The 12129-nt window shown below is 45.4% G+C and carries 10 protein-coding genes; all 10 read left to right on the forward strand.

Annotation, left to right across the window (positions count from 1 at the left end; all coding sequences use genetic code 11):
• Positions 1 to 9: 9 nt before the first annotated feature.
• The 10 genes from EDD68_RS02815 to rpoE all read left to right on the forward strand — a co-directional run bounded on the left by EDD68_RS02815 (position 10) and on the right by rpoE (position 12119).
• Positions 10 to 1197 carry an acetyl-CoA C-acetyltransferase gene (locus EDD68_RS02815; RefSeq protein WP_132370722.1) on the forward strand — a complete coding sequence of 396 codons (1188 nt, stop codon included), beginning with the start codon at positions 10 to 12 and terminating at the stop codon, positions 1195 to 1197.
• A 69-nt stretch (positions 1198 to 1266) separates the two neighbouring features.
• Positions 1267 to 2121 carry a 3-hydroxybutyryl-CoA dehydrogenase gene (locus tag EDD68_RS02820; RefSeq protein ID WP_132370723.1) on the forward strand — a complete coding sequence of 285 codons (855 nt, stop codon included), beginning with the start codon at positions 1267 to 1269 and terminating at the stop codon, positions 2119 to 2121.
• 17 nt (positions 2122 to 2138) lie between these two features.
• Positions 2139 to 3284, forward strand: a complete 1146-nt coding sequence (locus EDD68_RS02825; protein WP_132370724.1) for an acyl-CoA dehydrogenase — start codon at positions 2139 to 2141, stop codon at positions 3282 to 3284.
• Between the two features lie 33 nt (positions 3285 to 3317).
• Positions 3318 to 4460, forward strand: a complete 1143-nt coding sequence (locus tag EDD68_RS02830) for an acyl-CoA dehydrogenase (protein WP_132370725.1) — start codon at positions 3318 to 3320, stop codon at positions 4458 to 4460.
• Positions 4461 to 4478: 18 nt separating this feature from the next.
• Positions 4479 to 5420 carry a methylmalonyl Co-A mutase-associated GTPase MeaB gene (meaB, locus tag EDD68_RS02835; RefSeq protein ID WP_132370877.1) on the forward strand — a complete coding sequence of 314 codons (942 nt, stop codon included), beginning with the start codon at positions 4479 to 4481 and terminating at the stop codon, positions 5418 to 5420.
• Entirely contained in the window at positions 5421 to 6059 is a 639-nt protein-coding gene (locus tag EDD68_RS02840; RefSeq protein WP_132370726.1) for a TetR/AcrR family transcriptional regulator, read from the forward strand.
• A gap of 26 nt (positions 6060 to 6085) precedes the next feature.
• A complete protein-coding gene (icmF, locus tag EDD68_RS02845; RefSeq protein ID WP_132370727.1) occupies positions 6086 to 9328 on the forward strand; it encodes a fused isobutyryl-CoA mutase/GTPase IcmF in 3243 nt (1080 codons plus the stop codon).
• A gap of 282 nt (positions 9329 to 9610) precedes the next feature.
• Positions 9611 to 10177, forward strand: coding sequence for a TetR/AcrR family transcriptional regulator (locus tag EDD68_RS02850; protein WP_132370728.1), 567 nt, complete (start codon positions 9611 to 9613; stop codon positions 10175 to 10177).
• Between the two features lie 15 nt (positions 10178 to 10192).
• Positions 10193 to 11302: a serine hydrolase domain-containing protein gene (locus EDD68_RS02855; RefSeq protein ID WP_132370729.1), complete on the forward strand. Its 1110-nt coding sequence runs from the start codon at positions 10193 to 10195 to the stop codon at positions 11300 to 11302.
• 271 nt (positions 11303 to 11573) lie between these two features.
• Positions 11574 to 12119, forward strand: coding sequence for a DNA-directed RNA polymerase subunit delta (rpoE, locus tag EDD68_RS02860; protein ID WP_132370730.1), 546 nt, complete (start codon positions 11574 to 11576; stop codon positions 12117 to 12119).
• Positions 12120 to 12129 lie beyond the last annotated feature (10 nt).

Consider the following 12129-nt stretch of genomic DNA (forward strand, 5'->3'; position numbering starts at 1 on the left):
GGATTAGATATGACAAAGAGTGTGATCGTATCGGGAGCCAGAACCCCTTTCGGCAAGTTCGGAGGCGCCTTAAGCTCGCTGAAGGCAGCTGAACTTGGAGGAATTGCCATTAAGGGTGCCCTGGAACGGGCAGGATTGGATCCGGAAAAAGTAGACGAGGTCATTATGGGTACCGTTCTTCAGGGAGGACAGGGACAAATCCCTTCCCGTCAGGCTGCACGTCATGCCGGCATTCCATGGAATGTCAAAACCGAAACCATTAACAAAGTCTGTGCATCAGGACTGCGCAGTGTAACCCTGGCGGACCAGGTGATCCGTGCAGGAGATGAAGAAGTGGTGATAGCAGGCGGAATGGAGAGTATGAGTAATGCCCCTTACTTCCTGCCGGATGCCCGCTGGGGAATGCGCATGGGAGACCGAAAAGCCATTGACATGATGGTACACGACGGTTTGACCTGTTCCTTTGAAGGAGTCCACATGGGCAACTACGGAAACCGTACCGCAAAGGAATACGGTTTAACCAGAGAAGCACAGGATGAATGGGCTTACCGCAGCCATCAGCGTGCCATTCAGGCCATTGAACAAGGGTTGTTTGCTGAGGAAATCGTACCGGTAGAAGTGCCGCAGCGCAAAGGAGATCCCGTAGTAGTTGACACCGATGAAGCTCCGAGAAAGGACACATCACTAGAAGTGCTGGCAAAACTAAGACCAGCTTTTGACAAAGACGGTACCATTACAGCAGGTAACGCACCGGGAGTAAATGATGGTGCTGCCGCTATGCTGGTGATGTCTGAAGACCGTGCAAAGCAAGAAGGGATCCAGCCGATGGCAACCATCCTGGCCCATGACGAAGTGGCAGTTGAAGCGCCGGATTTTCCAAAAACACCAGGATTAGTCATCAACTCATTGCTTGAAAAGGCAGGAAAATCCCTCGATGAAATTGATCTATTTGAAATCAATGAAGCCTTTGCAGCCGTTACACTGGCCAGCGGACAAATTGCAAACCTTGATCCTGAAAAAATCAATGTAAACGGTGGAGCCGTTGCTCTTGGTCACCCCATCGGCGCAAGCGGAGCACGTATTCTACTAACCTTAATCTATGAATTGAAACGTCGTGGCGGAGGTCTTGGAATTGCAGCGATTTGTTCCGGCGGTGGTCAGGGAGATGCCGTATTAGTAGAAGTTCCGAAAAACTGACATTAGACATTCATATATTTTTTATCCTCATGAATACATTACTTGATCAGCAGAAAGGAGCACTTCAGCATGGAAATAAAACATGTCATGGTAATTGGAGCAGGACAGATGGGCTCAGGGATTGCCCAGGTATGTGCCCAGTCCGGATTTCATGTCAAACTCAACGATATTTCAGAAGAAGCCCTTCAAAAAGGATTGGCAGGCATTGAGAAAAATTTAAACCGATCCGTAGAAAAAGGGCGTATGAGTGAAGAGGATAAGCAAAACACATTAAACCGCCTGCAGACGACTACATCTCTTCAGGATGCGAGCGACTGCGATCTTGTCATTGAAGCCGTCATTGAAAACATGGACATTAAGACGAAAGTATTTAAGGAATTGGATCAAATAACACCGGAGCATGCCATTCTAGCATCGAATACATCATCCCTTCCCATTACGGAAATCGCAGCGGTAACGAACCGCCCGGAAAAAGTCATCGGCATGCACTTCATGAACCCGGTGCCAGTGATGAAGCTTGTTGAAATCATCCGGGGACTGGCAACATCTGATGAAACCTATAAAGCGATTGAAGATATGACAAAAGCGCTGAATAAAACACCGGTTGAAGTGAACGACTTCCCGGGATTTGTATCCAACCGTGTATTAATGCCTATGATTAACGAAGCCATTTACACCGTCTATGAGGGTGTGGCCACACCGGAAGCGGTAGATGAAGTGATGAAGCTCGGCATGAACCACCCGATGGGCCCGCTGACACTGGCTGACTTCATTGGTCTGGATACATGCCTGTATATCATGGAAGTTCTGTATGAAGGATTTGGTGACAGCAAATATCGCCCATGCCCACTACTTCGTAAATACGTAAAAGCAGGATGGCTTGGTCGCAAAACGGGCCGCGGCTTTTATGTGTATGACAACTAAGAAAGGAGCGGCACCAGATGAACTTGCATTTTACCGAGGAACAAGAAATGATGCGCAAAATGGTCCGGGATTTTGCCCAGAATGAAGTGGCACCAGAAGTAGAGCGGATGGAAGAGGAGGACCGTTTTCCCCGCGAAATGATCACCAAAATGGGCGAGCTGGGACTGATGGGGATTCCGATTCCCGAAGAATATGGCGGAGCAGGAATGGACTTTACCTCCTATATTATTGCCATTCATGAACTGTCAAAGGTAAGCGCAGCCCTGGGGGTCATTTTATCCGTCCATACTTCTGTAGGGACCAATCCGATTCTTTACTTCGGAAATGAAGAACAGAAGAAAAAATATATCCCGAAGCTGGCTGCAGGTGAGTATTTAGGAGCCTTTGCCCTGACAGAACCAGGAGCCGGTTCCGATGCGGCAAGCCTAAAAACTCGTGCTGAAAAACGAGGGGACACATATGTGTTAAATGGCTCAAAAGTATTTATCACAAACGGCGGAGAAGCAGACACCTACATCGTGTTTGCCCGCACGAACCCCGAAGAAAAGGGAGCGAAAGGGGTATCCGCCTTTATCGTAGAAAAGGATACCAGAGGATTTGAAATCGGCAAAAAAGAAAAGAAAATGGGTCTGAATGGTTCCAATACGGTCCAGCTGACTTTTGACCAGTGTGAAGTTCATGAATCCCAGCTCTTAGGCAAAGAAGGAGAAGGGTTTAAGATTGCGATGGCAAACCTGGATGTCGGACGAATCGGCATTGCCGCCCAGTCCCTTGGAATTGCTGAAGCAGCACTGGAGCATGCCGTCAACTATGCCAAAGAACGGGAGCAGTTCGGAAAGCCAATTGCCCACCAGCAGGGTGTATCCTTTAAACTGGCCGATATGGCTACGGAAGTTGAGGCAGCAAAACTATTAACCTACCATGCGGCATCCTTAAAAACGAATGACCTTCCAACAGGAAAAGCTGCATCTATGGCCAAAATGTTTGCGTCTAAGACAGCCATGAAAACAGCCATTGAAGCGGTTCAGGTGTACGGGGGCTACGGATACACGAAGGATTATCCTGTGGAACGGTTCTTCCGGGATGCGAAAGTGACAGAAATCTATGAAGGTACCAACGAAATTCAGCATCATGTGATCAGCAAGCATCTGTTACACGATTAATCCATATTTGTAAAATAGGGGAGGAAGACACACATGAATTTTCAGTTAACCGAAGAACAGGAAATGTTGAGAAAAATGGTCCGGGACTTTGCGGAAAATGAAGTTGGCCCGACCGCTGCTGAGCGGGACGAAGAAGAGCGCTTTGACCGTAGTATTTTTGATAAAATGGCGGAACTAGGCCTGACGGGTATTCCATGGCCGGAGGAGTATGGCGGCATTGGCGCTGACTATGTCAGCTATGTGATCGCGGTTGAAGAGTTATCCCGGGTCTGTGCTTCTACAGGGGTAACCCTGTCTGCCCATATTTCCCTCGCCAGCTGGCCTATTTATAAGTTTGGCAACGAAAAACAGAAGAAGACATATTTGTATCAGCTGGCTACTGGTGAAAAGCTGGGTGCCTATGCCCTTTCTGAACCGGGAGCAGGTTCTGATGTCGCTTCCATGCGTACAACAGCGAAACTGGACGGCGATCACTACGTATTGAACGGAAGCAAAGTCTGGATTACAAACGGCGGAGAAGCTGAAATCTACATCGTGTTTGCCAAAACCGATATGGACGCCAGACATAAAGGAATCAGTGCCTTTATCGTCGAAAAAGGAACACCAGGATTCAGTTTCGGTAAAAAGGAAAAGAAACTGGGGATCCGTTCATCCCCTACAACCGAGCTGATTTTTGAAGACTGCAGAGTGCCGAAAGAAAATATGCTTGGAAAAGAAGGAGAAGGTTTTAAAATTGCCATGATGACCCTTGACGGGGGCCGAAACGGAATTGCTGCACAGGCGGTTGGAATTGCTCAGGGTGCCCTGGATGCAGCAGTGGAATACGCCAAAGAACGTGAACAGTTTGGCAAGCCGATTGCCAATCAGCAGGGAATTTCCTTTAAGCTGGCAGATATGGCAACCGAAGTAGAAGCGTCCCGTCTGTTAACCTATCAGGCAGCATGGCTGGAATCTCAAGGTTTGCCATACGGCAAAGCATCGGCTATGTCCAAATTATTTGCCGGGGATACCGCGATGAGAGTGACAACCGAAGCGGTTCAAGTATTCGGCGGTTATGGCTATACCAAAGATTATCCAGTGGAACGCTTTATGAGAGATGCGAAAATTACCCAGATCTACGAAGGAACAAACGAAATTCAACGTCTTGTCATCGGAAGAATGCTGACGAAAGAATAGAGAGAGGAAGAAGTCATGATGAGTACCCTGGCTGAGCGGATTCAAAAACAGGATCAGCGGGCACTGGCAAAGGCGATCACGATGGTGGATAATGACCATCCGGATAAATTATCCCTGCTGAGCGAAATATCCGGACAGGAAAAAAAAGCCCATTTCATTGGTCTGACCGGGTCACCTGGAGCTGGAAAAAGCTCACTGGTTGACCGGCTGATCACCCACATCCGCAATATGGACAAAACCGTGGCCGTCATTGCGGTTGATCCGACCAGTCCGTTCAGCGGCGGTGCTTTGCTTGGGGATCGGTTCCGCATGCATAAACATTTTGCAGATCCAGGGGTTTTTATCCGCAGTATGGCAACAAGGGGGAGCCTCGGAGGGCTTTCCCGCTCTACGAAGGATGCCATTCGGGTATGTGATGCCTTTGGGTTTGACTACATCCTCATTGAAACCGTAGGGGTGGGCCAGTCGGAACTGGATATCATGAAGGTTGCCGATACGACAGCCCTGGTGCTAACTCCGAACAGCGGTGATGTCCTGCAGATATTTAAGGCGGGTATTATGGAAATTGCTGATGTGTTTGTCATCAATAAAGCTGACCTGCCCGGTGTTCAAAAACTGAAAACCCAGTTAAAGGAGTTTCTTCATATCGCGGATCCAAAAAGCTGGCAGCCGCCCATCGTGGAAACCATTTCAACGGAACATAAGGGCATTGAAGCATTTTTTGAAGCATGTGAAGCCCACAAAAAATTTCTGAACGAAACCGATGCGGGAAAACAAAAACGCAAAGAGCAGCTGACATACGAAGTCTATGAGCTGATGAGAGAAGAGCTGTGGAAAGATGTGGAACGTTTCATTGGGGATGACCCATCAAAAGAAATCGCCCTCCAGAAGGAAAACGATCCCTATCAATTAGCAAAAGAGTGGCTTTCAGAATGGAGAGAAAAAGGGGGCGGGAGCTAAGTGGAAAAGAAAAAGGTGCCAACATCCATCAAGGACCAGCAATTAATTGAGAAACGGCGAAATCAAATGATCAAAGGGGCGGTTAATCTCTTTAAGGAAAAGGGATTCCATCGCACCACCACAAGGGAAATTGCGAAAGCATCCGGCTTCAGTATCGGAACACTTTATGAGTATATCCGTACAAAAGAGGATGTTCTGTTCCTGGTCTGTGACTCGATCTATGAACGGGTTAAGGAGCGGATGGAACAGGCCATCGATATGGAAAAACAGAGCATATCAAGCCTCAAAAATGCGGTCCGCTCGTATTTTCAGCTGATTGATGATATGCAGGATGAAGTCATCGTCATGTACCAGGAAGTGAAATCCTTGCCGAAAGATGCACAGGAGTATGTAATGCAGAAAGAAAAGGACATGGTGCATATGCTGGAAAGGGTTATTCAAAATAGTCTGCCCTATGACTTATCAGATAAGGAAATTACGCTGATTGCCAACAACATTTTTGTGCAGGGGCAGATGTGGAGTTTCAGGAGATGGATTCTGCAAAAGGATTTTACCCTTGAAGAATATATTGAAAAACAGCTAAGTCTCCTGTTTCAAATGCTGAACCTTGATGAACATGTCACGAAAATAAAGGGATGACATCACGAGGATGGGAGGAGAAACAAATGACAAGAGAAGGTGTATATAGCCCGAATAATCCGGTGCGCTTCGTGACAGCATCCAGTCTGTTCGATGGTCATGATGCGTCCATTAATATCATGCGCCGGATCCTGCAGTCAAGCGGTGCAGAGGTCATTCATTTAGGGCATAACCGCTCGGTTGAGGAAGTGGTGAATGCGGCTATTCAGGAGGATGTACAGGGAATAGCAGTATCTTCTTATCAGGGCGGACACATGGAATATTTTAAATATATGGTGGATCTTCTAAAGGAAAAAGGCGCCGGCCATATCCGCGTGTACGGAGGCGGCGGGGGAGTGATTATCCCTAAGGAAATTAAGGATCTCCATGAATATGGGGTTGCCCGAATTTTCTCACCAGATGATGGCCGGGAAATGGGTCTTCAGGGCATGATTAACCTCATGCTGGAAGAATGTGACTTCCAGACTCCGATTGATCTGGAAAAAGAAATGGAGCGCCTGAAGGACGGGGACCACCAGGCAATTGCCCGGCTAATTTCCTTTGTGGAAAATATGGATGAGGAAGCAAAAGATCAGACCGCGGCTATTAAGGAAATGGCAGCTTCACAGACTGCTGAAATTCCGGTTCTCGGGATCACAGGTACAGGCGGTGCTGGTAAAAGTTCATTGACCGACGAATTAATCCGCCGCTTTATTCAAGAAATTGACAACAAAAAAGTGGCGATTTTATCCGTTGACCCGACGAAAAAGAAATCCGGCGGAGCATTGCTTGGTGACCGGATCCGCATGAATGCCATTTTCCATGAACGGGTTTATATGCGGTCACTGGCAACCCGGGATTCCAAAAGCGAGCTTTCTAAGGCAATCAAGGATGCTATTGATGTAGTAAAAGCTGCTGGATTTGATTTTATTATCGTCGAAACAAGTGGAATCGGTCAGGGAGATGCGGAAATCACAGAAATCACCGACCTGTCGATGTATGTGATGACCAGTGAATTTGGGGCTCCGTCACAGCTAGAAAAAATTGATATGATTGACTTCGCTGACTTTATCGTGATCAATAAATTTGAACAAAAAGGTTCAGAAGATGCATTGAACCAGGTAAGAAAACAGTATCAGCGGAGCCATATGCTGTTTGATGCTGACCTGGAGGAAATGCCGGTATACGGCACTATTGCCAGCCAGTTCAATGATCCTGGCACCAATACCCTGTTTGCAGCCATCATTGACAAACTGAATGAAACATACAGCTGGAATGAAACCACATCCTTTACGGAAAAAGAACTGGTTGAGAAGAAAAATCTGATCATCCCAAACGAACGCCGCCACTATTTGCGTGAAATTGTGGAAACGGTTCGGAATTACCATGAAGATGCGGAAAAACAGAGTGAAGCGGCCCGCAAACTGTACCAGCTGAAAGGCACACAGGAAGAAATGGAAAGCGAAAAGGCCAGAGAAGAAGTCGAAGCCTTAATTGAAAAATATGAGAAACAAATTGATGAGGAAAACAAAAAGCTTCTCGAAAAATGGGATGAAATGAAGAAGCAGTACCAGCAGGATCAAATGACTTACAAAGTACGGGATAAAGAAATTACGATGGACCTGAACACTGAAAGCCTGGCCGGGCTGAAGATCCCTAAAGTAGCGATGCCGAGTTACCATGACTGGGGCGATCGCCTGCTGTGGCTATTAAAGGAAAACGTGCCAGGTGCATTCCCGTTTACCGCCGGTGTATTCCCGTTCAAGCGGAAAGGTGAAGATCCAAAACGTCAATTTGCCGGAGAAGGGACGCCGGAACGCACCAACAGGCGTTTCCACTACCTGTGTAAAGATGATCCGGCGAAACGCCTGAGTACGGCTTTTGACTCCGTTACCCTGTACGGTCAGGATCCGGATGAGCGCCCTGACATTTACGGTAAAATCGGGGAAAGTGGCGTCAGTGTATGTACACTGGATGACATGAAGAGACTGTATGACGGTTTTGATCTGTGTGATCCAATGACTTCCGTCTCCATGACCATCAACGGTCCTGCACCGATTATTCTGGCGATGTTCTTTAACACAGCCATTGATCAGCAGGTAGAAAAGTTCAAACAAGAGCGTGGCCGTGAGCCAAATGCCGAAGAATATGAACGCATCAAAGAAGAAACCCTTTCTGTTGTAAGGGGTACGGTTCAGGCCGATATCCTGAAAGAAGATCAGGGGCAGAACACCTGTATCTTCTCTACGGAATTTGCCCTGAGAATGATGGGGGACATCCAGCAATATTTCATCGACCACAACGTCAGAAACTACTACTCTGTTTCGATTTCCGGCTATCATATTGCAGAAGCTGGAGCGAACCCGATTACGCAGCTTGCCTTTACACTGGCGAATGGCTTTACGTATGTGGAATATTACCGCAGCCGGGGCATGGATATTAATAAATTTGCACCAAACCTGTCCTTCTTCTTCTCCAATGGCCTTGATCCGGAATATACCGTCATCGGACGGGTAGCCCGTCGTATCTGGTCCATTGTCATGCGGGATAAATATGGTGCTAATGAGCGAAGCCAGAAGCTGAAATATCATATTCAGACATCCGGCCGGTCTTTACACGCTCAGGAAATCGACTTCAATGATATTCGCACCACATTGCAGGCACTGATCGCCATTCAGGATAACTGTAACTCCCTGCATACGAATGCGTATGACGAAGCGATTACCACACCGACTGAGCAGTCCGTACGCCGTGCGATGGCGATTCAGATGATTATTAATAAAGAATTCGGTCTAACCAAGAATGAAAACTCCCTGCAGGGTTCATTCATTGTCGAAATGCTCACAGATATGGTTGAAGAAGCGGTATTGAAAGAGTTTGAACGGATCAATGACCGCGGCGGTGTACTTGGAGCCATGGAACGACAGTATCAGCGGGGTAAAATTCAGGAAGAATCCATGTACTATGAAGGCAAAAAACATTCAGGAGAACTGCCGATTATTGGCGTAAACACGTACCTGAATCCGAACCCGCCATCCGAAGATGAGATAAACTCGATGGAACTGGCCCGGGCATCCAAAGAAGAAAAAGATAAGCAAATTGAGAACCTGCGCAAGTTCCAGAAAGAGCATGAGCATGAAGCAAAAGAAGCCCTGGAGCGTCTGAAACAAGTAGCAAGAACAGGCGGAAATATTTTTGATGAACTGATGGATACAGTCCGGGTGGCAAGCCTGGGACAGATCACTAACGCCCTTTATGAAGTGGGCGGACAATACCGCCGGAACATGTAAAGATGGAAAAGGAGAAAATCGAAATCTGATTTTCTCCTTTTTTATTGAGTTTCAATCTCTTGCACCAATGATTCTGAACGCCCCTTCGATTAATCGGTCGGTTTTCTTCACCCAGCCTTCTAACAACCTCCTTTAAGAAACTCACGATTTTTCAGAAATCCATGAAGCAGAATTTATTATTTAAACAGATTTACAAATTTTATTTTATATTATAACATTTGATATATAACACTTGATACATAACATAAGATTTTTAATATCATTCTGCAGAGGAGGGATGTTATGCCGCCCAAAAAGAAGTTTTCCAGGGATCAAATCATCGAGGCAGCTTTTGAAATTGCCCGAACAGAAGGAATAGACGGCGTAACAATACGAAAGGTTGCTGACAGACTAAACAGTTCGATTGCTCCGGTTTACGTTAATTTTAAAGATGTAAGGGAGCTGAAAAAGGAAATTGTGAACAAGATCGTCGAGTTAAGCTACAGGCTGTTAAAGGAAGAGGATTCAGGAAGCCCATTTTATGATATTGGGGCTGCCAGCCTGCGATTTGCAAAGGAATATCCGGTACTTTTTCAGGACTTCATCACAAAGCAAAATGAATATCTGGAAACGTATAATCAGGAAATGGACAGCGAACTAGTTGAACATATGAAAAGAGATCCGGACCTGAATGGGTTTCAGGACAGAGAGCTTTCCATGATTTTATTAAAAATGAGGATATTCACAGTCGGACTATCTACGATGTTAGCCAATGATTTGCTTCCAGGAAATCTAGATGAGGAAAGGGCTATGGAGATATTATATTCAACTGGTGAAGACCTTCTTGTTTCAGCGCGCAGGAAAAAATAAGGGGAGGGAAACAACATGGGGAAGGAGAACATACATCATGCCTTAGAAAGACGATTCAGGCAAAAAATTAAAAAGGATAAACATATTCACAACGCTTGTTTGCTAGTTCATTCAGAAAAACTGGGAGTCCATCTGAAAGTGGCTGAATGTTCTTCGGAAGATGGGACGGTCCATCCGGATCAACCCGTTTACATTGCCAGTGCCGGGAAACTGTTTACGGCTGTATTGACCGGGATCCTTGTGGAACAGAATTTGCTGTCATTTGAAGATTCAGTTGTCTCCTATCTCAAACCAGATCTCGTTAACCGTTTACACGTTTATAAAGGAAGAGAATATACAAAGGATATTCAAATCAAACATTTACTTAATCATACGTCAGGGCTGCCTGACTTTTTTGAAGACAGACCTAGAAAAGGGAAACCTATGATCAGACTCCTATTGGATGAATCATCCCGCTTCTGGAAACCGGAAGAGGTCGTTCAGTGGAGCAAGGAACATTTAGACCCCCATTTTCCGCCTGGTGAGGGATTCCATTATTCAGATACTGGCTATCATCTATTAGGAATGGTAATTGAACAAATCACCTCCATGCCATTCCATCAAGTATTGCAAGAATATATTTTTGCCCCATTAGGCATGTATCATTCCTTTTTGCTGCAACATTCAAATCCGCTCAAGAGAAATCTTTACCCTATGGCCGACATTTTTGTTCATAAGACAGCTGTAACACACTACCGCAGTCTAAGTATCGATTATGCAGGCGGCGGTATTGTCGCTCCCCTGGAAGACCTATTAACATTCATGAAAGCACTGGTCAATTACAATTTGCTCACCAAGGAGACAATGGCTAACATGAAAGACTGGGCTAAATTTTCCACCGTTATTGAGTACGGCTATGGAATGATGAGGTTTAAAACAATCCCCATATTAATGCCTAAAAAGTTTCATGTCTGGGGAAATGCGGGTATAACCGGATCTTTTATGTTTTACCATCCTGAAATGGATGCTTATTTGATCGGGAGTTTAAATCAGTTTCGGTATCACCGAAAAGGGATCCGGCTGATGTTCAAAATGATCCATGAACTGTCTAAGTCAACGAATGATGAAAACATATGTAAAGCATAACCATGCGAAAAGAGAAGCGCAAAAAAGGAAGAAATATCTTGACCGACAGCCGACCATTTCTTATACTTTAAGGAGCTCAACAAGAATCGGCAAAAGAGAATGTTTACATCCATCTTGAATGCGTTTGATTCAGGGATCTATTGATCGGGTGTTTCGCATATTCATGTGGCATATTTACAATCGTATTATATATAATGTAAGGTATGGTTAGAATAGTTCGCGTAGGTAAAGAATTGTCGATGATAAATAGTTGGAAAAGGGAGTGCTGGTCGTGAGCTTGGAAAAATATACCCAGGAAGAATTAGCTGAAATGTCGATGATCAATCTAGCCATGGAAATATTGCTTGAAGAGAAAAAGGCTATGGATTTTAAAGAAATTTTTGAAAAAATAGCAGAATTAAAAGGATTGTCTGAAGAAGAAAAAGCGGAACTCATCGCTCAATTTTACACGGATTTGAATATTGACGGCCGGTTTATGACCGTGGGGTCGAATCTATGGGGATTGAAACGCTGGTATCCTGTAGACCAGATAGAGGAAGACCTGACTCCTGCGGTAGGCAAAAAGAAGAAGAAGAAAAAGCCTAAGAAAAAAGTGGAAGAAGATTTTGATGAGATTGATGAAGAAGACCTTCTTGACGATGATATTGATGAGGAAGATTTTGCTGATGATGAAGATTTTGACGATGATTACGACGAAGAGGATGACGTAGATGATCTAGATGATGATCTAGAAGATCAGCTGGATGAAGATATGGATGATGATGTTGTCAGCGATGATGAAGACATCGATTTTGACGATGAAAATGAAGATATTTGAACTTGACTTA

The organism is Melghiribacillus thermohalophilus, assembly GCF_004342905.1.
Classification (GTDB): Bacteria; Bacillota; Bacilli; order Bacillales; family Alkalibacillaceae; genus Melghiribacillus; species Melghiribacillus thermohalophilus.

Coding starts and splice junctions, on each gene's coding strand:
- EDD68_RS02825 (WP_132370724.1), top strand. CDS start 2,139: ATGAACTTGCATTTTACCGAGGAACAAGAAATGATGCGCAAAATGGTC.
- EDD68_RS02815 (WP_132370722.1), top strand. CDS start 10: ATGACAAAGAGTGTGATCGTATCGGGAGCCAGAACCCCTTTCGGCAAG.
- icmF (WP_132370727.1), top strand. CDS start 6,086: ATGACAAGAGAAGGTGTATATAGCCCGAATAATCCGGTGCGCTTCGTG.
- EDD68_RS02830 (WP_132370725.1), top strand. CDS start 3,318: ATGAATTTTCAGTTAACCGAAGAACAGGAAATGTTGAGAAAAATGGTC.
- EDD68_RS02855 (WP_132370729.1), top strand. CDS start 10,193: ATGGGGAAGGAGAACATACATCATGCCTTAGAAAGACGATTCAGGCAA.
- EDD68_RS02850 (WP_132370728.1), top strand. CDS start 9,611: ATGCCGCCCAAAAAGAAGTTTTCCAGGGATCAAATCATCGAGGCAGCT.
- EDD68_RS02820 (WP_132370723.1), top strand. CDS start 1,267: ATGGAAATAAAACATGTCATGGTAATTGGAGCAGGACAGATGGGCTCA.
- meaB (WP_132370877.1), top strand. CDS start 4,479: ATGAGTACCCTGGCTGAGCGGATTCAAAAACAGGATCAGCGGGCACTG.